General features: G+C 41.9%; 29 protein-coding genes and 3 pseudogenes. 22 read left to right on the forward strand and 10 right to left on the reverse strand.

The window, feature by feature from the left end; genetic code table 11:
* Positions 1-206 precede the first annotated feature (206 nt).
* Complete coding sequence (locus MICAI_RS18000; RefSeq protein ID WP_008205545.1) at positions 207-437, reverse strand: type II toxin-antitoxin system CcdA family antitoxin; 231 nt, start codon at positions 435-437, stop codon at positions 207-209.
* Positions 438-770: 333 nt separating this feature from the next.
* Here MICAI_RS18000 and lepA point away from each other — a divergent pair, with 333 nt between their 5' ends.
* The 5 genes from lepA to MICAI_RS18025 all read left to right on the forward strand — a co-directional run bounded on the left by lepA (position 771) and on the right by MICAI_RS18025 (position 6,941).
* A complete protein-coding gene (lepA, locus tag MICAI_RS18005) occupies positions 771-2,582 on the forward strand; it encodes a translation elongation factor 4 (RefSeq protein ID WP_002762209.1) in 1,812 nt (603 codons plus the stop codon).
* Between the two features lie 59 nt (positions 2,583-2,641).
* Entirely contained in the window at positions 2,642-3,817 is a 1,176-nt protein-coding gene (locus tag MICAI_RS18010) for an AAA family ATPase (RefSeq protein ID WP_008205549.1), read from the forward strand.
* Positions 3,818-3,820: 3 nt separating this feature from the next.
* Positions 3,821-4,504, forward strand: coding sequence for a hypothetical protein (locus MICAI_RS18015; protein ID WP_008205550.1), 684 nt, complete (start codon positions 3,821-3,823; stop codon positions 4,502-4,504).
* 244 nt (positions 4,505-4,748) lie between these two features.
* Positions 4,749-6,563 (forward strand): ABC transporter ATP-binding protein, encoded by a 1,815-nt coding sequence (locus MICAI_RS18020; RefSeq protein WP_008205552.1) that lies wholly within the window; start codon positions 4,749-4,751, stop codon positions 6,561-6,563.
* 57 nt (positions 6,564-6,620) lie between these two features.
* A complete protein-coding gene (locus tag MICAI_RS18025; protein WP_039900492.1) occupies positions 6,621-6,941 on the forward strand; it encodes a DUF4164 family protein in 321 nt (106 codons plus the stop codon).
* 60 nt (positions 6,942-7,001) lie between these two features.
* On the opposite strand, the gene hemB is transcribed toward MICAI_RS18025, so the two are convergent.
* Entirely contained in the window at positions 7,002-7,988 is a 987-nt protein-coding gene (gene hemB, locus MICAI_RS18030; protein WP_008205555.1) for a porphobilinogen synthase, read from the reverse strand.
* A gap of 511 nt (positions 7,989-8,499) precedes the next feature.
* Here hemB and MICAI_RS18035 point away from each other — a divergent pair.
* Positions 8,500-8,865: a phasin family protein gene (locus MICAI_RS18035; protein ID WP_008205559.1), complete on the forward strand. Its 366-nt coding sequence runs from the start codon at positions 8,500-8,502 to the stop codon at positions 8,863-8,865.
* A 59-nt stretch (positions 8,866-8,924) separates the two neighbouring features.
* Entirely contained in the window at positions 8,925-9,305 is a 381-nt protein-coding gene (locus MICAI_RS18040) for a hypothetical protein (protein ID WP_008205561.1), read from the forward strand.
* A 79-nt stretch (positions 9,306-9,384) separates the two neighbouring features.
* On the opposite strand, the gene MICAI_RS18045 is transcribed toward MICAI_RS18040, so the two are convergent.
* The 4 genes and pseudogenes from MICAI_RS18045 to MICAI_RS18055 all read right to left on the reverse strand — a co-directional run bounded on the left by MICAI_RS18045 (position 9,385) and on the right by MICAI_RS18055 (position 11,615).
* Positions 9,385-9,534, reverse strand: a complete 150-nt coding sequence (locus MICAI_RS18045; RefSeq protein WP_002752187.1) for a hypothetical protein — start codon at positions 9,532-9,534, stop codon at positions 9,385-9,387.
* Positions 9,535-9,855: 321 nt separating this feature from the next.
* Positions 9,856-10,086: pseudogene (locus tag MICAI_RS27325) on the reverse strand (TIGR02646 family protein); the annotation flags it as partial.
* Positions 10,087-10,119: 33 nt separating this feature from the next.
* Positions 10,120-10,332, reverse strand: coding sequence for a hypothetical protein (locus MICAI_RS27330; protein ID WP_008205566.1), 213 nt, complete (start codon positions 10,330-10,332; stop codon positions 10,120-10,122).
* Positions 10,329-11,615 carry an AAA family ATPase gene (locus MICAI_RS18055; RefSeq protein ID WP_008205568.1) on the reverse strand — a complete coding sequence of 429 codons (1,287 nt, stop codon included), beginning with the start codon at positions 11,613-11,615 and terminating at the stop codon, positions 10,329-10,331. The genes MICAI_RS27330 and MICAI_RS18055 overlap by 4 nt, the downstream gene beginning before the upstream one ends.
* A gap of 285 nt (positions 11,616-11,900) precedes the next feature.
* Here MICAI_RS18055 and MICAI_RS18060 point away from each other — a divergent pair, with 285 nt between their 5' ends.
* Entirely contained in the window at positions 11,901-13,091 is a 1,191-nt protein-coding gene (locus MICAI_RS18060) for a class I SAM-dependent methyltransferase (protein WP_008205570.1), read from the forward strand.
* Positions 13,092-13,319: 228 nt separating this feature from the next.
* Here the strand turns inward: MICAI_RS18060 and MICAI_RS18065 are convergent, their stop codons facing one another.
* The 4 genes from MICAI_RS18065 to MICAI_RS18080 all read right to left on the reverse strand — a co-directional run bounded on the left by MICAI_RS18065 (position 13,320) and on the right by MICAI_RS18080 (position 15,380).
* Positions 13,320-13,559, reverse strand: coding sequence for a DUF4327 family protein (locus tag MICAI_RS18065; protein ID WP_002738935.1), 240 nt, complete (start codon positions 13,557-13,559; stop codon positions 13,320-13,322).
* A gap of 593 nt (positions 13,560-14,152) precedes the next feature.
* Positions 14,153-14,641 (reverse strand): diacylglycerol kinase family protein, encoded by a 489-nt coding sequence (locus MICAI_RS18070; protein WP_008205575.1) that lies wholly within the window; start codon positions 14,639-14,641, stop codon positions 14,153-14,155.
* A 32-nt stretch (positions 14,642-14,673) separates the two neighbouring features.
* Positions 14,674-15,183, reverse strand: coding sequence for an rRNA maturation RNase YbeY (gene ybeY, locus MICAI_RS18075; protein ID WP_008205577.1), 510 nt, complete (start codon positions 15,181-15,183; stop codon positions 14,674-14,676).
* A gap of 11 nt (positions 15,184-15,194) precedes the next feature.
* A complete protein-coding gene (locus MICAI_RS18080; protein ID WP_008205579.1) occupies positions 15,195-15,380 on the reverse strand; it encodes a DUF3285 domain-containing protein in 186 nt (61 codons plus the stop codon).
* A 366-nt stretch (positions 15,381-15,746) separates the two neighbouring features.
* Between MICAI_RS18080 and MICAI_RS18085 the strand changes: the two genes are divergently transcribed.
* From MICAI_RS18085 to MICAI_RS18140, 14 genes and pseudogenes are all read left to right on the forward strand, one after another.
* Entirely contained in the window at positions 15,747-17,198 is a 1,452-nt protein-coding gene (locus MICAI_RS18085; RefSeq protein ID WP_008205581.1) for a RecQ family ATP-dependent DNA helicase, read from the forward strand.
* Positions 17,199-17,527: 329 nt separating this feature from the next.
* Complete coding sequence (locus tag MICAI_RS18090) at positions 17,528-18,439, forward strand: hypothetical protein (RefSeq protein WP_008205583.1); 912 nt, start codon at positions 17,528-17,530, stop codon at positions 18,437-18,439.
* 248 nt (positions 18,440-18,687) lie between these two features.
* Positions 18,688-18,963, forward strand: coding sequence for a hypothetical protein (locus MICAI_RS18095; protein ID WP_002739245.1), 276 nt, complete (start codon positions 18,688-18,690; stop codon positions 18,961-18,963).
* Entirely contained in the window at positions 18,960-19,325 is a 366-nt protein-coding gene (locus tag MICAI_RS18100; protein WP_008205585.1) for a clan AA aspartic protease, read from the forward strand. The genes MICAI_RS18095 and MICAI_RS18100 overlap by 4 nt, the downstream gene beginning before the upstream one ends.
* 249 nt (positions 19,326-19,574) lie before the next feature.
* Positions 19,575-19,850 (forward strand): hypothetical protein, encoded by a 276-nt coding sequence (locus MICAI_RS18105; RefSeq protein ID WP_002752924.1) that lies wholly within the window; start codon positions 19,575-19,577, stop codon positions 19,848-19,850.
* Positions 19,847-20,215 carry a hypothetical protein gene (locus tag MICAI_RS18110; protein WP_008205589.1) on the forward strand — a complete coding sequence of 123 codons (369 nt, stop codon included), beginning with the start codon at positions 19,847-19,849 and terminating at the stop codon, positions 20,213-20,215. Before MICAI_RS18105 ends, MICAI_RS18110 begins: the two co-directional genes overlap by 4 nt.
* 190 nt (positions 20,216-20,405) lie before the next feature.
* Positions 20,406-20,456 carry a hypothetical protein gene (locus tag MICAI_RS27335; RefSeq protein WP_230400958.1) on the forward strand — a complete coding sequence of 17 codons (51 nt, stop codon included), beginning with the start codon at positions 20,406-20,408 and terminating at the stop codon, positions 20,454-20,456.
* 142 nt (positions 20,457-20,598) lie between these two features.
* Entirely contained in the window at positions 20,599-20,835 is a 237-nt protein-coding gene (locus tag MICAI_RS18115) for a DUF4160 domain-containing protein (protein WP_008205592.1), read from the forward strand.
* The gene (locus tag MICAI_RS18120) at positions 20,816-21,124 is read left to right on the forward strand and encodes a DUF2442 domain-containing protein (RefSeq protein WP_002752921.1); all 309 of its coding nucleotides are present in this window, start codon (positions 20,816-20,818) and stop codon (positions 21,122-21,124) included. The genes MICAI_RS18115 and MICAI_RS18120 overlap by 20 nt, the downstream gene beginning before the upstream one ends.
* Before the next feature lie 819 nt (positions 21,125-21,943).
* Entirely contained in the window at positions 21,944-22,183 is a 240-nt protein-coding gene (locus MICAI_RS18125) for a hypothetical protein (RefSeq protein WP_002739406.1), read from the forward strand.
* Positions 22,176-22,565 carry a type II toxin-antitoxin system VapC family toxin gene (locus MICAI_RS18130; protein WP_002763446.1) on the forward strand — a complete coding sequence of 130 codons (390 nt, stop codon included), beginning with the start codon at positions 22,176-22,178 and terminating at the stop codon, positions 22,563-22,565. The genes MICAI_RS18125 and MICAI_RS18130 overlap by 8 nt, the downstream gene beginning before the upstream one ends.
* 514 nt (positions 22,566-23,079) lie before the next feature.
* On the forward strand, positions 23,080-23,310 hold the full coding sequence (locus MICAI_RS18135; RefSeq protein WP_002779924.1) for a DUF433 domain-containing protein: 231 nt from the start codon (positions 23,080-23,082) through the stop codon (positions 23,308-23,310).
* Between the two features lie 3 nt (positions 23,311-23,313).
* Positions 23,314-23,625: pseudogene (locus tag MICAI_RS27340) on the forward strand (DUF5615 family PIN-like protein); the annotation flags it as partial.
* Positions 23,626-23,759: 134 nt separating this feature from the next.
* A pseudogene (locus MICAI_RS18140) lies at positions 23,760-24,014 on the forward strand (peptidase S8); the annotation flags it as partial.

Genomic DNA, 24,014 nt, shown 5'->3' on the forward strand with positions numbered 1-24,014 from the left:
CCGGCACTAATTCCATCTCGCCAGTACTCCAATGAAGACGATGAACCCATTGTTTTCAATAGATTAAACCGTTGCGTTGTCGTTACAGCCAATACTACTATTGACTAGCTTAGTTGGGGAAAAAATCTCAATGACCATCAATGGTTGACCTAAGAAAATATTTCAGTCTCTTCGTCGGTAAATAACCTATTAGAGACTGAAAAATCTTAGTCATTCCATTCCCCTTTGGGTGGGACGGGAGGATTGCGGAGAAGATGGCGGGTTAAGTCCTTATCTGGTTCCCTCTCTCCTCTTAGCCACTGTTTAATCGCCGTTTCGATAATGCGACTAGGATCGTTAGTCAGGTGTTTAATCTGTTCCAACACTTCCGAGTCAATGTGAATAGCGATTTCAACTTTCTCCGCCGTGCGCTGAGTCGGTGTAGCATTGTCGTTCATAAGCTCTATCAAGGATTGCTATCTATCATTCTACCCGTCAGTCGAGGATTCTTATCCAAGAGTTTATCTATAGTAATGGGATTTGGACAAATCATAGAGCTTTTCCTGAGCCATTGCCCTTTCCCTGATTTTGTCACCATAATCAAGCCTACCATAGTTTCCTGTGGATGCCGAGAGGGAAAGCCAAGGCCAAAACCCTGACTATACTTGCAGTTTAGCTTTTTTTACCTTTTACTTTTCACTTTTGCTCCAGCCTTAGAGACTTTACCTTTACAATGAGTGAAGGAATCTAAAATTTTATAAACCCCTGACTTTTGCCAGCAGTGAACCACGATGACTGACGTTCCCGTTTCTCGCATTCGCAATTTTTCCATCATCGCTCATATCGATCATGGTAAATCAACTCTCGCCGATCGCCTCCTGCAAATTACGGGAACCGTAGCCCAACGGGAGATGAAAGAACAATTTCTTGATAATATGGACTTGGAACGGGAACGAGGTATCACCATCAAGTTACAAGCGGCACGCATGGATTACACCGCTAAGGATGGTCAAAAATACGTTCTCAATCTGATTGATACCCCGGGCCATGTGGATTTTTCCTATGAGGTTTCTCGGTCTCTAGCGGCGTGCGAGGGAGCTTTATTAGTTGTGGATGCGTCCCAAGGCGTAGAAGCGCAAACTTTAGCCAATGTTTACCTAGCACTGGAAAATAACCTCGAAATTATCCCAGTTTTAAATAAAATCGACCTACCCAGTGCCGAACCAGAACGGGTCGCGGCGGAAATCGAGGAAGTGGTGGGTTTAGACTGTAGTGAGGCGATTCGGGCCTCGGCTAAGGCTGGGATCGGTATTAATGATATTCTAGAGTCGATCGTCCAATTAGTTCCCCCTCCCCAAGATACCCTCGAAGAACCCTTCCGAGCTTTAATTTTTGATAGTTATTACGACGCTTATCGAGGGGTAATTGTCTATTTCCGCGTCATGGATGGTCGGGTGAAAAAGGGCGATAAAATTCGTTTTATGGCTTCTGGTAAAGAATTTGTGATCGATGAATTGGGAATTTTATCACCGCAACAGGTACAGGTAAATGAACTTCACGCGGGAGAAGTGGGTTATCTGGCAGCCGCGATTAAAACCGTCGCTGATGCCCGGGTGGGTGATACGATTACTCTAACCGCTAAACCGGCACAAGAGCCTTTACCCGGTTATACAGAAGCAAAACCGATGGTTTTCTGCGGATTATTCCCCACGGATGCTGATCAGTATGCCGATCTCAAAGATGCCCTGGAAAAGTTAAAATTAAACGATGCAGCCCTATCCTACGAACCGGAAACTTCTAGCGCCATGGGTTTTGGTTTCCGTTGCGGTTTCTTGGGACTGCTACACATGGAAATTGTGCAGGAAAGACTAGAAAGGGAATATAACTTAGATTTAATTACCACTGCTCCCTCGGTAGTTTATCAGGTCACTACCACCGATGGCGAAATTGTCGAAGTGGATAATCCCAGTTTGTTACCTTCCCCACAAAAACGGGAAAAAATTGAGGAACCTTATATCCAAGTGGAAATGATTACTCCGGAAACCTATGTAGGCGCTTTGATGGAATTATGTCAAAGTCGTCGGGGAGTTTTCAAGGATATGCGTTATTTTACTAAAACCCGCACCGCTTTGATTTATGAGTTACCTTTAGCGGAAGTGGTGACAGACTTTTTTGATCAATTAAAATCTCGATCGCGCGGTTACGCTAGTATGGAATATCAATTAATTGGCTATCGGGAAAATGAGCTAGTTAAATTAGATATTATGGTCAATGGTGATCCCGTTGATGCTTTAGCGATGATCGTTCACCGGGATAAAGCTTATTATGTTGGTCGTGCGTTAACCGAAAAGTTAAAAGAATTGATTCCCCGGCATCAATTTAAGGTTCCCATTCAGGCCGCTATTGGTTCTAAAATTATCGCTAGTGAACATATTCCCGCTTTAAGAAAGGATGTCTTAGCTAAGTGTTATGGTGGTGATATTAGCCGCAAGAAAAAGCTGTTAGACAAGCAAGCAAAAGGGAAGAAACGGATGAAAGCGATCGGAACTGTTGATGTCCCGCAAGAGGCATTTATGGCAGTCCTAAAACTCGATCCTCAGTAAAATCTTGGGGTGAGTCAATCCTCACCCTTTTTAGTTTTGGCAGAGGGAAAGAAATTATTATGAAACTTTTGAAATTATCCTATCAAGATTTATCCTCTGGATTAAGTATAGATTCTTGCGAGGTTTTTCCAGATTTGAATTTATTAGTTGGTATCTCAGGTGCAGGAAAAACCTCGATTTTAAAGGCTATTAGTAATTTAAAAAGAATCGCTAACGGTGAGTCTATAAATGGAGTAAAATGGGATGTAGAACTTTTAACCAATGATCATGTTCGTTATCATTGGTTGGGTGAATTTGAGGTTAGAAAAGCTCGTTCTCTCATCAAGATTGAAGAAGATGAAGTCAATAGTAATGACGGCGAAAATAAGGTTAGTATAATTAGGGAAACTCTTTTAAAAGATCAAGAGGTTTTGATCGCAAGAAATCAAGAGGTAATTGAGTTTAAACATTCAAAGACACCAAAACTACCATCTTATTTAAGCTGTATAGAGCTTTTCAATCAAGAAGAAGATGTTTTCCCTGTTCGACAGGAATTTAACAAAATGGTTTTCAATCCACTTAAGTTTAATATCTCATCTTCAACATTGGATAAAATCCTTAGAGACTACGAATATACCTCTCTCTCTGAATTACAATCGAGTCAACTTCCTATTTCCGACAAACTACTGATCACTTATAAAAAATATCCCGATACGTTCGAGATAATAAAGAGAAAGTTTTTAGATATTTTCCCTCAAGTTGAAGATTTAAAAATAGAATTTTTAGAACCATTCAAACTAGGTGATATTGGTATGCTTGTTTCATTAACTCCAATTTTTTTACTTGAAGACTTACCTCGCATACAAATAAAAGAAAAAAACTCTCATGTCTGGATTGTAGAACCAAATATCTCCTCTGGAATGATAAAAAGCCTGATGTTCTTAGCAACGATCAAATTATCTCCTGATGGCAGTGTTATATTAATCGATGAATTTGAAAATAGTTTGGGGGTTAACTGTTTGGACACTTTAACAGAAGATTTATTAGTTAATTATCGAGATTTACAGTTTATTATTACCAGTCATCATCCCTATATAATTAATAATATCAGTCCTGCCTATTGGAAAATAGTCACTCGTAAAGGAGGAGTAATTCAGGTACACAATGCGGCTGATTTTCATATTTCTAAAACTCGACAAAAAGCCTTTATTGATCTTATCAATGTCCTAGAAGAATTTCCCCAAGGAATTAGTTAATCGATGAATATTTATTTTTTAGTTGAAGGAAGAAGTACCGAAAAAAAGCTTTATACTGCCTGGTTAACTTATCTTATTCCCGAATTTAAGCGAGTTGATTTTTACGATCAAGTCAATCACAACAATTACTTTCTGATTAGTGGTAATGGCTACCCCTCGATACTTGATGAGGGAATTCCTAACGCCATCGATAAAATTCAAGAAGTATCCAAATATAACTATCTAGTCATCTGTCTCGATGCTGATGAGGATACTGTCGAAGAAAGAGAACAATATGTTAATGACTTTATCACCAAAAATATTACTATCCCCGCACAACTTGAAATCGTGATCATTATTCAAAATCGCTGTTTTGAAACATGGCTATTAGGCAATCGCACAATATTTAATCCTAAACAACCTTTACAGGGACTTTTAGCTGATTATGTTCAACACTATGATGTTTACGAAAATGATCCCGAACTAATGGGTAGATTTAATTGCAGAAATCATGCCGATTTTCATTTTGCTTATCTAAAGTCTATTTTTGAAGCTAAAAAGTTGTCTTATTCTAAAAAATTCCCTGGGGTAGCTCAAGAACAATACTATCTTAATCAATTAAAAAAGCGTATCGATAAAACTGAACACTTAAAAACCTTTCAGAAATTTATTAATTTTTGTGATAATATTCGTCAAAATTTTAGATAAATTGATCTGTGGTGCTTCTGCCAAGGATGAAATATAAGCTGATCTGGCATCGTCTCCTGACTAATAGCTGATTGAGAATACAAGACTATGACAAGGCTTTTGTCCTATAAATTTCTAGGTCGGCAGATTTTTGTAGTATTGTAGTATAATGGTAACTCCAGAAAAACAATCATAAAAGTGCCGTCAGTCTCTTCAGTTAGCAGTTACCAGATAGAAGTTAAAAATTGGCAATTTACTTGATGTTATGGCTTCCTTCCGCGATATTCTCAGTTACTATCGCAATTATCAAAAAGCCGCCTTTTTGAGCATTGCTGCCTCCAGTGTCTTTGAAATTATCGATCTGATGGTTCCCTACGCTGTCGGACAGATTCTTAATGTTCTTTCCGATCAACCTTTAGATGGATTCGTGCAATCTTTAGTTGATCGCACCATGATTTTAACTCCCTTTGCCTCAGAAAAGTGGGTTAGTTTGGCGGTATTATTAGGCTTAATTTTCCTAACCACAGTAATTAAAGCACCAATTCAGCCTTGGCTGAGTGTATGGTTTCACTGGGAAATATCCTTAAGAGCGCGACGAGATCATCTCAGAAAAATTATTGCCAAAATTCTCACCTTACCCCTATCTTTTTACGATGAAAATAATCCAGGACGCATCGCTAACCGGATTGCCAAAGGGATAGAAAGTTATACTTGGACTTATCCCGAAGTGGCGGGAATGATGATCCCAAAATTGTTTAGAGTTTTTGGTATCTTTATTGTTATTTGGGTAATTCAATGGCAAATCGCCCTCGCTTTTGTCATTTCTTTTGTATTAATTCTAGTTTTTATTGTCAGAGATTTAAAAGATTTAATGCAAAAAGAAAGAACTCTTGATCGGCACATCGAAAATACTCAAAGTCGCAATTCTGAGATTATTACTAATATCAAAACTGTCAAAGCTTTTGCCACGGAAGGACAGGAGTTATATCGTCAAAAACAGCGTTTAGAGAGAGAATTTACCTACGTTATCCATCGCATTCATAAGGGTTATGTGGACTTAATTACTTGGGAAAAAACCCTTGTACAAGCTAGTTTATTTGGAGTATTTTTCTTTACTCTTCTAGCCACCGTTCAACAGAAAATCTCGATCGGGCATTTTATCACCACCTATACCCTAGCTAGTATGGCCTATGCGGAATTAGATCCCCTATCCCAAATGGCAGAAACTTTCGCTCGTCGCTATGCTTCTATGGCCCGTTTACAGGAATTTATCAACTTACCCAGTGGCACTGATGCAGGTAGTCTTTTAGCCGATCATGCTCAAGATAATCCCTATCATTTTACGGGGAAATTAGAATTAAGAAATCTTAACTTTGGCTATAGTCCAGAAAGAACTATTCTCAAGGATATTAATCTGCTGATTGAACCCTATCAAACCGTGGCATTAGTAGGAAGATCGGGTTCAGGAAAATCCACTTTAGTTAAGTTACTTTTCCGCTATTTTGAACCGAATCAAGGGCAAATTATGATGGATGGCGAGGATATTCGTCGCTTAGATGTCACTTGGTATCGGCGACGGTTAGCGATTGTCCATCAAGAAGTAGATGTGTTTAATGGTACGGTATTAGAAAATCTCACCTACGGTAATCCTAATATTAGCTTCGAGAAGGTAGCAGAAGCCTGTAAAATTGCCCGCGTCGATGAATTTATTCATGAATTACCTAATGGTTATTCCACTATTGTAGGGGAAAGGGGCGTGCGTCTTTCGGGGGGACAAAGACAGCGTTTAGGAATTGCTAGGGCCTTAATTGTCGATCCGGATGTGTTAGTTTTTGATGAGGCTACTTCTAGCTTAGATTATGAGTCAGAAAGAGCCATTCAACTAGCCATGAAATCCATTTTAGGCACTCGCACCACGATTATTATCGCCCACCGTCTCAGTACCGTTCGAGAAGCGGATCAAATTGTCGTCTTGGATAATGGTCGCATTGTCGAGATCGGTAGCCATGACCAATTATTAAATCAGCAGGGAATCTATCAGCGTCTCCACTCTTTACAAGAAAGCGGTGAACTGGTTTAGTCTTAAAATAGTCTCCGATAGCGGACCGAGAAAATATATCTAATGGGAGTTGATACTATGTCTAACGAAACCGTTACCTATTCCCTAGAAGCTGTTTTGACTAGGATTGAGGGGAAAATTGACAGCTTCCAAAAAGATGTTAACCAAAAATTTGACACCTTCCAAAAAGATGTTGACCAAAAATTTGACAAAATCGACGAACGGTTAAATAAGCTAGAGGTAGGACAGGCAAAGTTAACCGAAAAGGTTGAGGGAATCGATAATCGCTTACAATCAGTGGAAGGAACCCAAAAAAATCAGGTTTGGACATTAATTATTCTTTTGGCAAGTGCGATCGCTACAGCTGGTTGGAAAGTATTTTTTTCGGGTAATCCCTAGAATTAATAGTAGCAACCTCACCCCCCCTTATCCTGATCGGCATGGGTTCAATCATCAAGTTTAACCCTCTGCTAACCAGCGCACGGCATCCTTAGCGTGGTAGGTTAAGATAATATCGGCACCGGCCCGTTTAAAGCTGGTTAAAGTCTCTAAAGTCACCCGTTTTTCGTCAATCCAGCCATTTAACGCCGCCGCTTTAATCATTGAATATTCCCCCGATACATTATAGGCAGCCACGGGTAAATTAGTCATTTCCTTGATTCTCCAGATAATATCCAGGTAAGACAGGGCAGGTTTTACCATTAACATATCTGCTCCCTCTAATACGTCTAATTCCACCTCTTTTAAGGCTTCTCTGGCATTACCCGGATCCATTTGGTAGGTTCTGCGATCGCCGAATTGGGGCGTAGAATCAGCCGCATCCCGAAACGGACCATAATAGGCAGAGGCATATTTAGCGGTATAGGAAAGAATTGGTGTATCACTATAACCAGCCTCATCCAATCCTTGACGAATTGCCTGGACAAAACCATCCATCATTCCCGACGGTGCAATGATATCCACTCCCGCTTTTACCTGAGAAACGGCGGTTTTTTGCAATAATTCCAGAGTAGGATCGTTTAACACCCTGCCGGTTAAATCTCCCGTTTGCAGATAACCACAATGACCATGGTTGGTATATTCACACAAACAAGTATCGGCGACAATGAGTAGATCGGGAACTGCCTCTTTAATTGCTGTGGCTGCTTTTTGCACAATACCATGATCGTGCCATGCTCCCGTCGCCTCTGTGTCTTTACTTTCTGGCAGCCCGAATAAAATAATCGCTGGAATTCCTAAATCCCGCACTTCCTTGGCTTCGTCAACAATTTTATCGATTGATAATTGATACACCCCCGGCATCGATTTGACTTCTAAGGCAATACCTTCCCCCGTCGTGGCGAAAAGAGGATAGATAAAGTCATTGGCTGTCAAGACGGTTTCACTCACCAGACGGCGCATTTGAGGGGTTTGACGCAGACGACGGGGGCGATGAATAGGAAACATAGTTTTTTGTGATTAAATCGGGAATCTGGTCTCGATTCTTTAGTTTAAATCTTTGCTGAGGATGAACACAAATCAATTCAGCCAGCTGCTGGCTGCCGGCAGCTATAGGCAATATTTAGTTATTTTGAGCTTAATCAAACTATTTAGGTCAAAAATGACCTGATGAGGCTCTATCGTCGTTTTGAGGGCGAAAAACCAGCAATTTGACTAAAATTTAATCTTTATAGCGATCAATTTTGCTGTCGCCACCACCGCATCTATTTACAAAACTTTACCTCATCAGTTATCAGTTACCAGTTATCAGTTATCAGTTATCAGATGTGAGTTTTCAGTTCACTGATGGCTCTCTTGGATATTGGCTGAAAAATGTTCATGGTGTTACATTAGCGGCGCAAGCGTTCACTGATTACTGATTACTGTTCACTGTTCACTGACTCCCAAAACCCATCTCCATTTGGGAGAAGGATCGTTTATTCTAGTAGGTAAGAGCGATCAATTCAGGATTTTTGCGATGGCCAACTTAGGTGATTTAGTCAAAAAAGCAGTTTATTTGGGTGTAGGCATTGCTACTTATGCCGCCGAAAAAGCTGAAGTAAATTTACAAGAATTAAGAAATCAAGCCCAAAAATTAGCCGATGAAATGATTTCTCGCGGCGAAATAAACGCGGAAGAAGCGAGGAAATACGTTGATGAGTTGGTGAAACAGGCACAACAGCAAACGGTAGCAGCTAACGAATCTAATATTCCCCATGAACCCCGACGGATAGAAATCATTGAAGATGAGGAGGACACCAAAGCAGCCGATCCAAAAGTAGATGAATTGCGGCAACAGGTGGAACGTCTTCAGGAGGAATTACGGAAACTGCAACGGGATTAAAACCTAGATTTTAGCGACAAATAATTAATTATTACCAGACAAGGGATGCAAGTATAAACATGGACGATTGGCAGAAAGATTTTTGGGAAGTTATCGAAACTGTGGCACTGGGAATTGAAACTTTTTTCCAAGAAGTAGCCCAAACTATCGAAGAAATTAATGAGGAGATTATCATCGATCTGGAACAGTTTATTCAAGAGGTTTTACCCCAGGAATTAGAAGAATTTTTTAACCTCGATGAATACCCCTTTTCGGGATTAGATGAACCCTCGGATTTTATCCTCACTCCTAAGGTTAACCCCGATCCTAACACCCATCCTGCTTGTATCGGTTGCCGTAATTATCACGGTTATATCTACGGAGGCAATCTTCTCGTCTGCGGTTTCCATCCCTACGGTTGGGATAGTGATAGTTGTCCCGATTGGCAAGCAGAGGATTAATTATTTTTCTATAAAATCAGGTAGGGTTATTATCCCTACCCATAGCTTTTATCTCAAAGCAATTACCCGTCATTTTTAGTTAAGAATTACCCTTGGGAGCATGGTAAGGTTCAGAATCAAAAGGCTGCATCCCCACATCGGGATATTCATCATTGTTGGGGCTAAAAATGCGAGCGAAAGCCTCTGTTAGGTACTGGACAAAATTGTGTAATGTATCCTTGATATTCATTGCTTTTCTCTCCGACTCTCGACAACAATCTCTGTTCAACTTCGGGTAAGGTTGATTCACCCCTCCATCCCCATTATCTGGCCAGAATCTCATCAATTGCTGACTTTTGAGATAATTCTTGAATAATCTTCATAAGACTTTATATTTTTTATGGTTTATCTAAACTTTTATAATAATTCTTGTCTTTTTGTCAAGGAAAAATTATTCAATTAAATCGCTGATTTGTTGATCATCTAAGCATAAATATCCATTGACAAAAACTTTTAATTGAGCATTATCTATCTCCTCATCCAAAAAAGGCTCGATGGCTTTCTGACGCAGTTATTTAATTTTGTTGAGGTTTAATCCCAACTTTTCGATAGTATTAATTGCTTTTTGATCATCTTCTTGTACGGGTTTAATTGTGCCATCATAGTTAAAAGCAAAGTGAGACTCACAATCGGGATTAAGTGGAGAGATTAAGAGATTTTCATCAAACCAGTTATCTTTTAGATTACCACAGTGCCGAGGTTCACCAGACTTAAGATTTGCCTGACAGGAACATAGCAAATTGGCATAATCTAGGGGATCAACAGTGGGATAACTTTAAGGTTTAAAATGTTCTATATGGCATTTACCATCAATCAATCGATTTTCACAATAACAACATATTTCTCCCTGTTCTGTCATCAACGCTTTAATTAGTATTTCTTTTGGTTTTCCCGCTAAATTTCTAAAGTCGGGCTGCCAATCTGAGTTAGCTTGCTCTTTCCAATTCTTAAACTCCGGTGGTTCTTGTCTTTTCCTAATATACTTCATTTTCCGATAATTTCCTTGCGTCGAATAATAACTTCAGCTTTAATTAATTCTGGATCATTTTGAATTTTAGCTCTGAGATCATTGATATTATTTTTAGCTGCCTCTAATTGATTTTGAGATATTTGTTCATAGATATCTTTCAAAGCTTCAGCGATTTCCTTGGGACGAGTTGTCTCTAATCCCATCAAATCTTCTAAAATTCGATCAACATTTTTGCCGTAGGACTCCTGCACGGGATGAATTTTTATTCCCATTTCTGTTTGTTCCATGAAGTGTAAACTTTCTGGTTGAACATGAGTGATAATATTAGGAGAATGGGTGGAAATAAAAAATTGACAGTTAGGAAAAACTTCTAGTAATTTAGGTACTACAAATCTTTGCCATTGAGGATGTAAATGTAAATCAATTTCGTCAATGATAATAACACCATTACCCGTTAAGGGATAAGGATTTTGAGGATTAGCAATCGCCATTCTTCGAGCTAAATCTCCAAGCATAGCAATCAGACATTTTTCTCCATCAGAAAGTTGATTAACAGTAACTATTTTATTCTTTTTTGTTACTTCCATTCTCAAGGGATTACGACGGACGCTAAGATTACTAAAATCGGGTAGAAAACGTTCGATCGTTTCCCGAACCGCTTCCAATTGGGGATCAGGAAAACAAAAACCTTCTGGTTTAATTAGATAATCCTGATATTTTCTATTTTCATTTTCTAAATCTTCGCGCTCGCGAAACCATTCAAAAAAAGTGCGAAAATCTGATCCACTGGTTAAAGCATTTTCGTAGGCACTTAGAGATTCAAATTGATGTTTTGTTTTAATTTTTAAGGGTATATCCAGCACTGCTCGATTAACAGAATAATAAACAAATAAAGGTAAGTTAATTTGTCCTTGATGATCAGTAATTTGTCGTTGTATTTCTTGACTGTATTCATTTAATTGGCTAAAATTACTCCGTTCCCCAGCGTGGATATATCCAGTCCTAGTTTTTACTATTTTCCAAGTAATCTCTTGACTATCTTCCGTCACCCCAGTGATTTCAATTATAGCCGTCCACTGACCATTATTAATCTCGGTTTCGTTAATCTCTGGAAGTCGTCCACTGGCATTAGTATTTTTTAGGCGATTAACTAACCATGAAAGCATAATAGCCAAACTGTCTAAAATGGTGGATTTTCCCGCACCATTAACTCCTATGAATACGTTGAGTTGCCGATGAAAGTCGATGTTTAAACTGACTGCACCTCGATAATTAATAAGCTTTATAGACTTAATTTTCATGGTTTTTGTATCGGCAAGAGCTGCTTGTATTTGAGATAATTGTTAGAGAATGACTCTCCAATAATTGCCAGTAAAACTTAGATAGGGTTAAGAGACAGTAGGACAAGGAATAGAAAAAAATATCGACCAAAGAAATAATATCTAGTTTTGGCACAGAACTGGATAGTCATAATGATTATTTATCATTTACCCTCGACTAACTCAAAAAAACCCCGGCTGACTTTCCCGATCGCTGCCGTCTGTGAGACAATCGATCGAGTGTTATCCTAAACTCTGCCAATTTTCATGTCCGACGACGCTACTATTCGCACTGCTGTACAACGTCTCTACAATACCTATCCTTTCCCCCCCGAACCGCTCCTAGACGAACCCCCTCCGGGTTACAATTGGCGCTGGAATTGGATTGCTGCCTATAACTTTTGTTGTCATCGTAAACCCGAACGAGAGGATATCCGGATTCTCGATGCGGGTTGTGGTACTGGTGCGGGAACCGAATATCTGCTCGCGCTCAACCCTTTCGCTCATGTAGTTGCGATAGATATCAGTGAAAAAGCACTAGAAATTGCCAAAGAACGCTGTAATCGTTCGGGAGTTGCGACAAAGCACCGAGGTTCTCTGGATTTTCACCATTTACCCCTTGAATCAGCCACTAATCTCCCGGGAGAATTTGATTTAATTAACTGCGTCGGGGTGCTGCACCATCTCCCGGACCCGATTAAAGGGATTCAATCCCTCGCACAAAAACTGGTCCCCGGTGGTCTGCTGCACATTTTCGTCTATGCACAATTGGGACGCTGGGAAATCCAGTTAATGCAATCTGCGATCGCACTTTTGCAGGGAGACCGACGCGGCGATTATAAAGATGGGGTCGCTGTCGGCCGAGAGATTTTTGCCTCCCTACCGGAAAATAATCGCATTTTGAAACGGGAAAAAGAGCGTTGGTCAATGGAAAATCATCGCGATGAGTCCTTCGCTGATATGTACGTTCACCCCCGGGAAGTGGACTACAATATCGATACCCTCTTTCAACTGATTGATGCGTCAGGATTAGCCTTTATTGGCTTTTCTAACCCTTCCTACTGGCAATTAGAGCGTTTATTGGGTAAATCCCCCGAATTGATGGCTAGAGCGCAAAATTTAGGGGAAAGGGAACGTTATCGCTTGACGGAATTATTAGACCCGGAAATCACCCACTATGAATTTTTCCTCGCTAAACCACCGATTCTGACTGCCGATTGGTCCGGGGATCAAGTCCTAGAGAATGCAGTGGCCGAAGTTCATCCCTGTCTTTACGGCTGGCCTAGTGCAAGTGTTCTAGACTACGATTATCGACCGGTTAATCTCTCGGAAAGAGAATTTGCTTTTTTACAAGCTTGTGATGGTCGTTTAACCGTGGGAGAAATCGACGCTCAAGTTGCTTTAGGATTAACTGGTGTGCGTTCTTTACAACAGCGCCAACTACTGATTTTAAGTTAGAGAAAATTCTGGGATGTTAGAGATAGCGTCCCTTGGCAATGGGCAACTTTTAAACTAACTTGGCAAAATTTTGCCAAAACTTCTTTTTTCTTAACAATTACACCCTTCCTATCCCCATAGTTTCAGCCCCAGAATTAACCGGGGCTGAATTATAATAGTTTAAGAAAGTGGACAAGGCTGCTAAATTTCTGATCAGTCCGATTTTTGCCCATCGGCAAACGGGAGATTTTAATCATTATCCCAAGATTCCGAGGCGATTAAGTCACCAATTTGGTCTCTGAGAAGGTAGTCACATCGTTCTAGTTCACATTCAACACAAACCCACTCCCGGGGGGGAATGAACTGACAGAGGGTGTAGATCGGTTGGTGTCTGCTCACTACCCCCTGTTCTACCATCTGACGGACTTCGTCCTTAATCATCCTGATAGAGTAAGCGGTGGGAGCGGTGGAGAAAGTTATGGCACTCATGGGAGATTTCCTGCAAGATCTACAAAAGAAGTCTTATCACTAACTATATTCTAACCTATAGGGGGACAAAAGAGATTTTTTGCTGTATCGACGATTACAATTTTTTATATATAGCGAAACCCTCTCCCCTCGCCAGTTTAGGCTTAGGTTAAGAAAAGTTAAATTTATCGGCTAAAAGCTGTCGAGTCCCCTTATGTCAAATCAGTGATCAGTGATCAGTTATCAGTTAAGCTGTTGACTATCTAGGGTTGGCTGAATAAATGTGAAATGTAGGCAAGGTAAGGGTTTTGGGGCTTTTCTTGCGAAACAGGTGCAAGATTTTGAGAGAATCGTGGTTCAAAACCTTGCATCTTCATCGGCCCGCGTCCTGTAGGGGCGAAGCATTCGGGCAATAACCTATCGGTGAAACCGGAGATTTTCTATCCGAATGCTTCGCCCGTACTTTTTGCCGCAAACCCTATCTAAATTACTGGTTAGGACTGCACTGGAGTGCCGGAGTTGGCAGCAGGGAGGAGAAGTCAGAGCATTTGTACTTAATTTTTCCCTACGCAGTTTAAATTCAGTACAGCTGATCACGGAAAAAAGCTTCCAGCTTAAACTAATAAATGGGGAATAAAAATAAAAGCCGCTACGAGTAAAGCGGCGATCGAGGCGATTAAAACGGCACCAGCGGCACAATCTTTCGCTATTTTGGCTAAATCATGGTAGGATTGCCCCACCGTCAGGTCTACCACTGATTCTAGGGCGGTGTTGATTAATTCTAAGACCATCACCAGAGCGCAGGTAAGGGTGACAATCGCCATTTCCATGGCATCAACCCGCAAAAATAAGCCCCAACTAACCGCTACTAGGGTAATCAGGGTGTGAATGCGAAAATTTCTTTGACTGACAAAAGCATAACGGACTCCGGCCCAAGCGTAGCGAAAACTGACTAACAGATTCGAGGCGACTTGCCAAGCGTATTCTCTTTGAGTGGGATTGTTGCCCTCACTCACCTGTCCCGATCGAGGGATAAAATTATTGTTGAGATAGGGATTAGATAGGCTGGCAGATTGGTTGGCTTTATGATAGTTTGTCTTCATATTCCTCAATAATGCTTGACAAAAATAACTAACTATGTATCGGCAATTTTGACGGTTTTTAACAAAGTTTCCTGTAAAGATAGCATTTCCAAGAGACTTGTTTCATCGGGATGATCCCAACCCAAGAGATGTAAACAAGCGTGGGCAGTTAACCAGGCCAATTCTCGCGCCAAAGGATGATTTTGTGTTAAAGCCTGTTGTTGTGCTGTCTCCACAGAGATGATAATATCCCCCAAATATAAAGGTTCTGTCTCTAAAATGCCCTGATCGATCGGGAAATCCACTTCGAGAGCGGCAAAAGCGAGAACATCCGTCGGTTGATCTTTGTGGCGATATTGGCAATTATAGGTCCGAATTTCTTGATCGTCTGTTAAACGCAAACTTAGTTCATAACCGGCGGCAACGGGGAGATAATCCGATAGATAGCCTAACCATGTCTCCAACCAATAGTGCCAAGTTTGGCCATCCACAGGACTATTTCCGGGATTAAAATAATTATCCTGTAGGCATAAATCCACCACTAGGGGCAAAGTCTCACTCACCAGATTTCATCCTAGGGACGCGTCAGATAGGAAACACCGACAAAAAAGGCCAGTAAGGCTGCCGTAGTCAAAAAAAAGTGTTTTAACGAGACGCCTTTTTTCTTGACCATATTCCGCATCGCCAGCTTAACGTAACTGGGTTGCGCTTCCGTGGCGGTTTCTACTGCGGGGTCAGTGGTGCTAACAGGTTCAGTCATCAGTAATTCCCCAGACAAAGATTGATCGCTATAAGTGTAACAGATTATTAAAGAAGTGCAAAAAAATTCAATTATGGGAAAAATTGTTACCCTTCCAGGATAGTAAAAACCGCTCAAACTGTTTAACCCAGAGGTTTCTAACCGGTTGCGCCTTTAAACCAGCCCCTGAATTTTGATACAAATGCTCTCCTCTCCCCCGCTCCCTTCTCCCCAATTCATAATTCATAATTCATAATTCCCACACCCCACTTCCCCAATTCATAATTCATAATTCATAATTCATAATTCCCACACCCCACACCCCACTCTCCTGCTCCCCAATTCATAATTCATAATTCATAATTCATAATTCCCAGCAGTCTAACCATGTCTTCCCACGATACCGAAAGCATCCAGACTATTTTTCAAAAAATTTGGGGCTATGAGGCCTTTCGCTTTCCCCAACAGGAGATTATCGAGACAATTCTAGCGGCACAAGATGCCCTAATTGTCATGCCCACGGGATTCGGTAAATCTATCTGTTTTCAATTGCCCGCTTTATTAAAAACCGGCTTAACCCTAGTGATTTCTCCCCTAGTGGCCCTGATGGAAAATCAGGTGGAGGAATTATTAGCTAAAAAACTACCCGTTGCCCTGATTCATCACGAAATCCCCCGACAACAGAGAAAGAAAACCTTAGCAGCGATCGCAGATCAAACCCTACGACTTCTCTATCTTTCCCCAGAAACCCTCTTAAGTCCGCCCCTCTGGTCAAAATTAACCCTTCCCCACGTTAAAATTAACGCTCTCATCCTCGACGAGGCCCATTGTTTAACCCAGTGGGGCGATAATTTTCGTCCTGCTTACCGTCGTCTTGGGGCTGTCCGTCCCGCTCTTCTACAATCGAAACCGGCCGGCAGCCAAATAGCGATCGCTGCTTTTACCGCCACCGCTAACCCCGCTACCCGTGAGACTCTCACCCGCGTCTTACAACTAGAAAAACCACAACTTTTCTTAATAAATCCCTACCGTCAAAACCTTGACTTAAGCACCAAAATATGTATTAGCCCCGGTTGTCGTCGTCATCAACTATTAAACTTCCTCACCAGTCAACCTCGACAATCCGGCCTGATCTATACTCGTTCCCGTCGCCATAGTGAAAATTTAGCGGCATGGTTGCAATCTCTCCACTATCGCACCAGTGCCTATCATGCCGGTTTATCCCCCTTTCAGCGTCGGGAAATAGAACAAAATTGGCTGCGGGGGGATTTAACTTTTGTTGTCTGTACCTCAGCTTTTGGCATGGGTATCAATAAACCCGATGTGCGTTGGGTTGTCCACTACCAACCCCCAGCTTTACTATCGGAATACCTACAGGAAATCGGCCGCGGTGGTCGCGATGGCGGTAAAATGCAGGCTCTCACCTTAATTAGTGAACCGACGGGATGGTTAGATAATAGCGATAAAAACCAGCAAAAATTCTTTAACTCCCAACAGGAACGCCAATACCGACAAGCTTGGCAAATTTTAGCCCAAATTCCCCTAGAGGGCAAAGTAGAGGCGATTAGTGCCGAATTTCCCGATGGTGCGCTCATTCTCTCCCTTTTACACAGTCTCGATCGCCTAGAATGGCTCGATCCTTTTCATTATCGGCTTATTTATCCTCATAATTCAGCCAAGATGACTTTTAAACCCAGAAATGAGATATTTCCCTACCTCTATACCCGTCGCTGTCGTTGGCACTTTCTCTTAAATGCCTTTGGGTTTCAGGAAAATGCCGATAATTTTCGCTGTGGTCATTGCGATAATTGTCGTCGCAATCGACCTCTGGTAAGCTAGGGAGCGCCAGAGCAGGGAGAGCAGAGCTTTTGTACTAAATTTTTTATGTCTTTTTTCTCCTCCTGTCTGGGATTCTCCTCACTTAACGGAAGATTTTTGATTTTTGCAGAAGATCTATAGCGGGTTTCCCAGAAGTTAGTCCCGATTGAATCTATCAAGGGATTTACCATACCTTACCCGAAATAATAGTGAAATTCTGTGACAAAGTGCAGCCAGATACAAGAATCTTTGCTAGATTCCTAGAAAGCTTCTGTGATAAGTCTCCTTAAAAAGAGATTGTTTGCAGTAAGCTAATCTGGCTAACACGCTTTTGGGCGTGATATTGGTTTATGCAAAGAAAGTACATATACCCAGTTCTTGGTCTTTTTGTTGGTGCTATCGTCAATGTCATTTTCAATTTGATTGCAGCGGCTATTCAGCAACGAACTATTGGTGAAAAATTTAATGATCAAATGATTTTATGGATGATCGCATTCGCGGTTTTTGGTCTGTTAATTGGGTATTGGCTAAGTCTCAAGACAGGAAATACAAACGCTTCAGAGCAGAAAGGTGGCATCAAAGCTAAAGGTATAAGAAGCCGAAAAGGGCGATTTATGGCAGATGAGAGAACTGGACAAGGTATTGATGCAGAAGATATTAGAGCCAGAGGTGACATCTCACTTACAAGCTCAAATAGCCATTTCAATCAGCCCCCCACAAATAAAAGCGGTTCATCAGAAGCAGGAGTGATAGACGCAAGAGCATTGAGCGCTGGTGGTAACATAGCAATCTTCAATGGCTCAGTACCATTAGGAGAGCAACTTGAGTATTTCCGAAATCAGCTAAATATTTCATCTCCACAGTTAAATGATTATGCTACAGCCAAGTTTCGATCATATTGGGATATGTGGAGAATACTTCAGCTATTACGTTTGGCTGGAAATGATTTGTGGAAACAAGCAACTCATGAGAATGTTTTGACTTTTTCTAGCCAACTAAGAGCAACGCTCGAAAAAGTTGAAGAAAGCGCAATCTTTTTTGATGAAATAGACTATGAAAAACTTAAAAATATTTTAAAAATATTTGGTGAATTTAGACTCGGAAAAATTCGACTTTTAGAGATACGTTCAGAAGGAGATCTGCGGTTTGTAGTCCCAGATATAGCAGAAGAACAAATTGACCGTAATCGGCGATATAAACATGAATATGAGGAGCTTTTGAATGAAATTCGTATATCATTTAGAGAAAGAATCTGTCGTTAGCAAGTGCGATCGCCGATCTTGTAGGGTGCGTTCCCTAATGCAAGTCCTACTGCTCCAGCGATCGATTTTTGGGGAACGCACCATGCACATTGATTGCAGCCGTGGGTTTAAATGCGATGTCGAAGGCACTGCGTAGCAGTACACCAATCTTGTAGAGACGTAGTAGGATGGGCATTAGCTCATCCTACAGACCTGTGAGATATTATAGAGAGGCCTCCAGAAGTCAAATCGTAATCAGGAGTTAGTATATGCAAGCCATCCTTTTAAGCCGTGAAGAAGTTGCTCAACGTGCAGAGAAACTGTACGAAAGCAGAATCCGCCAAGAGGTGGAAGTTGAAGAGAACATTGGCAAGATGGTTATCATTGACATTGAAACAGGTGACTACAAAGTTGATGAAAATGGCTTACACGCTGCTGACTTATTGAGCGAGAAACACCCCCATGCTCGGCTCTTTGGGATCAAAATTGGCTACAACGTTGCCGCCGCTTTTGGTGGGGGTGTTATGGAGCGTGTAGTTAAGTGATTTCAGGTATTGTGGCTAATGGACACCCGATCATCACTATCCCATTTCGGATTCCAAATCGCGCTGACTTTCCGATTGAGTTTGTAGTAGATACAGGATTTACAGATGAGCTTTGTTTACCACCCGAAGCAGTAGCATTACTGAATCTTCCTTTCAGGTACGATATGCGTGCGAATTTAGCAGACAACAGCCAAGTAATGCTGCCTCTTCACAAAGCAATTATTATCTGGAATGGTGAGGAGCGAGAAACTCGTGTATTTGCCACAGGGCGGCGACCCCTGGTTGGAACTGCTTTATTAGATAGCCATGAACTTGTGATTCAGTTTACGGAAGGTGGGTTGGTAACGATTGATGATTTGTAGTGCGATGCCGAAGGCACTGCGTAGCAGCACGCCGATCTTGTAGGGTGCGTTCCCTAAGGCGACTCCTACTGCTCCAGCGATCGATTTTTGGGGAACGCACCATGCACATTGATTGAAGCGCCGATTCAAATTTGAAGTGCACCACTGGGGGGCTTGCGATGAGGCGGCTCATCAGTAGTAGAGCGGGAGCACCTCGTTAGAATAAATCAAAGTATAATTAAGGCAAAATACTGAGTTGAGGTCAACCAGATGGCAGTTCGTCAACGGCGTTATCCCAAAGATGAGTTAGCCGAGCGAGGGCAAAAACTCTACGAATCTGGCATTCGGCAGCAAGTCGAAGCCGGTAATGAAGGTAAGATTGTAGCGATCGACATTGAAACTGGAGAGTTTGAAGTCGATGAAAACGTTGTGCCTGCAACTAATCGGCTCTTTGAACGTCACCCCGATGCCCAACCTTGGATCATTCGTATCGGACATCGCGCTGTTTATCATTTCGGGGCACGGAGTTTGAAGAAAAATCCATGATGGAAGGTGTTGTAAATTTGCGGCGTGAAGCCACGCTAAGGATTGTAGTCGGAAACTCAAATCGGCAACTGCAAGCGGTTGACGCGGTGATTGATACTGGGTTCAATGGATTTTTATCTTTGCCCTCTACAATCATCGCTACATTAAATTTACCTTGGAGTGGTTCTGATTTTATCACGCTGGGTGATGGCAGTGAAACTTATTTTGATCTGTACACTGGGACTGTGATATGGGATGGGCAGTACCAAGAGATTGATATTGCAGAATCAGAAACAGAGCCTCTACTAGGAATGGCGCTGCTTTACAGATATCGGTTGCAGGTCGATAACATTGAGGGCGGTAAGGTCAAGATTGAAGCCTTATGAGCCAGTGCTAGAAGAGATTCGGTGAGGCGCGGTCTAACAACGCAGCCGTAGGGTGCGTTCCCTAATGTGGCTCCTACTGCTCCACCGCTCGATTTTTGGGGAACGCACCATGCACATTGATTGAAGCTGTGGGTTTAAGTGCGATGCCGCTCCTCCCGCTCAAACCCCGGAACCCTCTGCTCTCGTTGGTCTGGGGGCCGTCGTCGCTCTGGGGGCTGGCTTCAAGCGCCGCCGCGCCTAGGCAGACAAAAACTAAGCGTTAATTGAAGGTATTACAACAGGAGAACCGCAAGGGTCTCTTTTTTTGTGGGTAATTGTGAATTAGAGAAATTGACATATAATAAGAGCATAGAGCTAAATATACCTTTAAAATAGCTTTTCTCATGCCTACCGTCCTTCAAGTTGGGCCTTACAGTTTTATCTTTTTCAGTTCAGATCAACGAGAGCCAGCCCATATCCATGTCAAACGCGATCGCAAACTCGCTAAATATTGGCTTGATCCCATTACCTTAGAGAAAAACCGAGGATTCAAAGAACATGAATTAAACCAGATTGCTAAACTAATAACAGAACATCAACCCGCAATCCTAAGCGCATGGCATGATTACTTTGACCCTTGAAACCGAGCCAATTGCCCATCAAGTGACCCTAACCGACGATAAATTAATAATCGACCTAGCCGACGGTCGCAGCATCACCGTTCCGCTAACATGGTACCCTCGTTTACTGCACGCCTCCCCCGCCGAGCGTCAAAATTGGCAACTCTTAGCGGATGGATGTGCTATCGAATGGCTCGATCTAGATGAGCATATTGGTATCGAAGGACTATTAGCTGGTCGGCGCAGTAGCGAGAGTTCACGCTCCCTGAATCGATGGTTAACAACTCGCAGACAAACTGTAACCGAGTAAATGGGGACAATGTTTCTGTTGTGCCACCCCAAATCCTCCATTCTTGCCCTGTAATTTATATCAAAATTTACTTAGAGCTTGCTGAATAAATCTAAAAACCTTGTTGGGTAAGACTTTTAGACTTTTGGGAAATCAAAAAGTACTGGCTATCGGAGTGATCGGGGGTAAAATTCAGGTACTTTTTCCCTGAAAATTAGGTAATTGACCGCCTGAAAATGGGTAAAACCCTACACCCCACACCCCACACCCCACACCCTAGCCCCACCAACAAACTTTTTCAGTGCGATCGCCGATCTTGTAGGGTGCGTTCCCTAATGTGGCTCCTACTGCTCCAGCGATCAATCGATTTTGGGGGAACGCACCATGCACATTGATTGAAGTTGTGATCCCAAATCCCGTTACAATAAAATGAGTAAAGACGAGGTTTTAGACCCGATTTTTTTGATACCATTTGGTGAATAATCGACCTCTGGTAAGCTAGGGAGCGCCAGAGCAGGGAGAGCAGAGCGTTTGTACTAAATTTTCTATGTCTTTTTTCTTCTCCTGTCTCGGATTCTCCTAACCTAAGGTCAGGTTTTTGATTTTTGCAGGAGATCTATAGCGGGTTTCCCAGAAGTTAGTCCCGATTGAATCTATCAAGGGATTTACGATACCTTACCCGAAATAATAGTGAAATTTTGTGACAAAGTGCAGCCAGATACAAGAATCTTTGCTACATTCCCAGAAGGCTTCTGTGATAAGTCTCCTTAAAGGAGGCTCTTTGCAGTAAGCTAATCTGGCTAACACGCTTTTGGGCGTGATATGGGGGAGGATACAACCATGACTCATGAGATTTTAGGTGAATTTTTATCTTTGCCTGCTGAAGCACAGAGCCAAGTAGTCAGCCTGATCGCTTTTTTGAAACAAAAGTACATATATTCTGAACCTCTGTCTGCATCGTCAAATGTTGATTTAGTTAATGATCCCTTTGTTGGAATGTGGCGCGATCGTCAAGATTTAGATAGTACTACTTGGGTGCGAAATTTACGAGAAAGCGAGTGGTCAAAGACAAATGGCTAGTTCAACTATCGTAGATACCGACATAATCATTGATGTTGGTCGTGGTATTCCTGAAGCAGTCAATTGTCTGCAAAGACTACAATCAAGTTCCAGATTAGCAATTAGCGTAGTTACACAAATGGAACTAATTGTTGGCTGCACTAACAAGTCAGAGTTACGGACGCTGGAAAAATTCCTTCAACAGTTTGATGTAATCAGAATTGACCAACCTATTTCAGACAAAGCGGTTGACTTACTTCGCTTGTATCGGCTAAGTCACGGTTTGCTGATTGCCGATGGCTTGATTGCAGGTACAGCAATAATATGGAATTACCCTTTTATCACCAAGAATCAACGAGACTACCGATTTATTCAAAATTTAAATGTATTACCCTACCCTTAGCGAAAAGCCTAACTAGACCGTTATGCCGCAAGTCCTCGGTGGAGGGTGTAAACAGGGCTAGTTCATCGGTATCTGAAGTTAAAAAAGGAGGCTCTTCGGTAATTGTTATGCAATGGACGGGGGTTATAAGGGATGGAACCTTTATATAGAAAGGCGTTTAGCGATTTTTGTCAATTGTTTTTGATCTAAAGCAAACTCATCAATTAAGTCTTTTGCCAGATAAGGATTTAGTCAATTTATGCCCCCCTATCGAACCATACCAAGTAACGAAGAGCCAAAAAGGAGAATTGGTTCTTGAGCGAGGATAAAGAGTATCAATGGCTTCAGTGCGATCGCCGATCTTGTAGGGTGCGTTCCCTAATGTGACTCCTACTGCTCCACCGATCGATTTTTGGGGAACGCACCATGCACATTGATTGAAACTGTGATACCAAATCCTGTTATAATAAAACGAGATATAGGGTGCGTCCCACGCAGCCTTTACCTTTTTGAAAACACTTTCAATGATGTAGCTATGGACTGGGAAACTCGAATTACACTAAATCCCGATATTTTGGTGGGAAAACCTATCATTAAAGGAACAAGGATTGCGGTTGAATTTATCATCGATCTTCTCGCCCAAGGTTGGAGTATTGATGAAATTCTGCGAAACTACCCAGGTATTACAGTAGAAGATATTCAAGCTTGTCTTAGCTATGCTAGTGTAATGCTCAAATCTGAGAAAGTCTATGCTATTCCTGCTTAACTGATCCGTTTTCTAGCGAACGAAAATTTCCCCCTTGATGCGGTTGAAGCCCTACGACAAAATGGCCATGATGTCCTGTGGATTAGGGTGGAATCCCCCGGAATCTCGGACTGTGAAGTTTTAAGTCGCGCCCAAGCAGAAAATCGTATTCTCTTGACATTTGATCAAGATTTTGGAGAACTCGCCTTTCGTTCAAGGTTGCCGGCCAGTGTTGGTATTATTTTGTTTAGAATAAGAGTACCTTCTGGATCTGTAGTCGCTGAGAAAGTTGCCAAGGTTATCTCATTGCGGGATGACTGGTATGGACACTTTACAGTTATTGAAGAAGACAAAATTAGAATGAGAGACTTAACGGTGCGATGCCGAAGGCACTGCGTAGCAGTACGCCGATCTTGTAGGGTGCGTTCCCTAATGTGGCTCCTACTGCTCCAGCGATCGATTTTTGGGGTACGCCAATTTACGCCATTGAACCCCTTGGCTCTTTTTCCCGCGAAGTTTATGCGGCTTTACAGGAACTTCTTTCGGGACAAGTGCAAGCAGAAGACAGCCCCGAATATATCGAGCGTGTCAGTATTCCGGGACGGATTACTGGGCGGACAGTACGCCTGTTCTCAGGACAAGTTGTTCCCGTCATTGAACCAGATAGCCCCCGGGGAATTTATGGTTGGCACGTTAATACTTTAGTCAGTGCGGCAATAGAAGCC

The sequence above is a fragment of the Microcystis sp. T1-4 genome, from assembly GCF_000297435.1.
Classification (GTDB): Bacteria; Cyanobacteriota; Cyanobacteriia; order Cyanobacteriales; family Microcystaceae; genus Microcystis.

What these genes read in the sequence shown, in the direction of transcription:
- MICAI_RS18000 (WP_008205545.1), bottom strand. Translation starts at nt 437, where the DNA reads ATGAACGACAATGCTACACCGACTCAGCGCACGGCGGAGAAAGTTGAA.
- lepA (WP_002762209.1), top strand. Translation starts at nt 771, where the DNA reads ATGACTGACGTTCCCGTTTCTCGCATTCGCAATTTTTCCATCATCGCT.
- MICAI_RS18010 (WP_008205549.1), top strand. Translation starts at nt 2,642, where the DNA reads ATGAAACTTTTGAAATTATCCTATCAAGATTTATCCTCTGGATTAAGT.
- MICAI_RS18015 (WP_008205550.1), top strand. Translation starts at nt 3,821, where the DNA reads ATGAATATTTATTTTTTAGTTGAAGGAAGAAGTACCGAAAAAAAGCTT.
- MICAI_RS18020 (WP_008205552.1), top strand. Translation starts at nt 4,749, where the DNA reads ATGGCTTCCTTCCGCGATATTCTCAGTTACTATCGCAATTATCAAAAA.
- MICAI_RS18025 (WP_039900492.1), top strand. Translation starts at nt 6,621, where the DNA reads ATGTCTAACGAAACCGTTACCTATTCCCTAGAAGCTGTTTTGACTAGG.
- hemB (WP_008205555.1), bottom strand. Translation starts at nt 7,988, where the DNA reads ATGTTTCCTATTCATCGCCCCCGTCGTCTGCGTCAAACCCCTCAAATG.
- MICAI_RS18035 (WP_008205559.1), top strand. Translation starts at nt 8,500, where the DNA reads ATGGCCAACTTAGGTGATTTAGTCAAAAAAGCAGTTTATTTGGGTGTA.
- MICAI_RS18040 (WP_008205561.1), top strand. Translation starts at nt 8,925, where the DNA reads ATGGACGATTGGCAGAAAGATTTTTGGGAAGTTATCGAAACTGTGGCA.
- MICAI_RS18045 (WP_002752187.1), bottom strand. Translation starts at nt 9,534, where the DNA reads ATGAATATCAAGGATACATTACACAATTTTGTCCAGTACCTAACAGAG.
- MICAI_RS27330 (WP_008205566.1), bottom strand. Translation starts at nt 10,332, where the DNA reads ATGAAGTATATTAGGAAAAGACAAGAACCACCGGAGTTTAAGAATTGG.
- MICAI_RS18055 (WP_008205568.1), bottom strand. Translation starts at nt 11,615, where the DNA reads ATGAAAATTAAGTCTATAAAGCTTATTAATTATCGAGGTGCAGTCAGT.
- MICAI_RS18060 (WP_008205570.1), top strand. Translation starts at nt 11,901, where the DNA reads ATGTCCGACGACGCTACTATTCGCACTGCTGTACAACGTCTCTACAAT.
- MICAI_RS18065 (WP_002738935.1), bottom strand. Translation starts at nt 13,559, where the DNA reads ATGAGTGCCATAACTTTCTCCACCGCTCCCACCGCTTACTCTATCAGG.
- MICAI_RS18070 (WP_008205575.1), bottom strand. Translation starts at nt 14,641, where the DNA reads ATGAAGACAAACTATCATAAAGCCAACCAATCTGCCAGCCTATCTAAT.
- MICAI_RS18080 (WP_008205579.1), bottom strand. Translation starts at nt 15,380, where the DNA reads ATGACTGAACCTGTTAGCACCACTGACCCCGCAGTAGAAACCGCCACG.
- MICAI_RS18085 (WP_008205581.1), top strand. Translation starts at nt 15,747, where the DNA reads ATGTCTTCCCACGATACCGAAAGCATCCAGACTATTTTTCAAAAAATT.
- MICAI_RS18090 (WP_008205583.1), top strand. Translation starts at nt 17,528, where the DNA reads ATGCAAAGAAAGTACATATACCCAGTTCTTGGTCTTTTTGTTGGTGCT.
- MICAI_RS18095 (WP_002739245.1), top strand. Translation starts at nt 18,688, where the DNA reads ATGCAAGCCATCCTTTTAAGCCGTGAAGAAGTTGCTCAACGTGCAGAG.
- MICAI_RS18105 (WP_002752924.1), top strand. Translation starts at nt 19,575, where the DNA reads ATGGCAGTTCGTCAACGGCGTTATCCCAAAGATGAGTTAGCCGAGCGA.
- MICAI_RS18110 (WP_008205589.1), top strand. Translation starts at nt 19,847, where the DNA reads ATGATGGAAGGTGTTGTAAATTTGCGGCGTGAAGCCACGCTAAGGATT.
- MICAI_RS18115 (WP_008205592.1), top strand. Translation starts at nt 20,599, where the DNA reads ATGCCTACCGTCCTTCAAGTTGGGCCTTACAGTTTTATCTTTTTCAGT.
- MICAI_RS18120 (WP_002752921.1), top strand. Translation starts at nt 20,816, where the DNA reads ATGATTACTTTGACCCTTGAAACCGAGCCAATTGCCCATCAAGTGACC.
- MICAI_RS18125 (WP_002739406.1), top strand. Translation starts at nt 21,944, where the DNA reads ATGACTCATGAGATTTTAGGTGAATTTTTATCTTTGCCTGCTGAAGCA.
- MICAI_RS18130 (WP_002763446.1), top strand. Translation starts at nt 22,176, where the DNA reads ATGGCTAGTTCAACTATCGTAGATACCGACATAATCATTGATGTTGGT.
- MICAI_RS18135 (WP_002779924.1), top strand. Translation starts at nt 23,080, where the DNA reads ATGGACTGGGAAACTCGAATTACACTAAATCCCGATATTTTGGTGGGA.